The following is a 419-nucleotide window of genomic DNA, read 5'->3' as shown; positions in this document are numbered from 1 at the left end:
ATCTAAGTAAATCAAGAGATAAACAAGCAGCCAAGCGCTTTTTCAAGAAAGCCTTGGCTTTTTCGTACATTTCTAAAACTCGTGTGATAACAGTAGATAAAAACCCTGCCTATCCTGTAGCGATTCAAGCGTTGAAAGAAGAGAAACATATGCCCGAAGGCATAAAGATAAGGCAAGTTAGGTATCTCAATAATATAGTGGAACAAGATCCCCGTTTTATTAAGAAACGTGTGCGCTCTATGTTGGGGTTTAAGTCATTTAAAACTGCAACTTCTATATTGAGTGGTGTTGAAGTCATGCATATGATAAAAAAGGGACAGATTGATTTACGGAATCAGTCTATCCAAAATCAAAAAGAGTTCATCCACCAAGTGTTTGGACTTATAGCATAAAATACGATTTCACTAGGAATCTACTAT

General features: G+C 36.3%; 1 protein-coding gene. It reads left to right on the top strand.

All coding sequences use genetic code 11. From position 1 onward, the window contains the following. The coding region (locus JDS96_RS30720) for a DDE-type integrase/transposase/recombinase (protein WP_199669121.1) at positions 1 to 392 on the top strand (392 nt) is incomplete at its 5' end. Positions 393 to 419 lie beyond the last annotated feature (27 nt).

Source organism: Bacillus cereus group sp. N21 (genome assembly GCF_016483395.1).
Classification (GTDB): Bacteria; Bacillota; Bacilli; order Bacillales; family Bacillaceae_G; genus Bacillus_A; species Bacillus_A pseudomycoides.
Note: the sequence above shows the minus strand (reverse complement) of the source record. Positions and strands in the feature narration are given on the sequence as shown.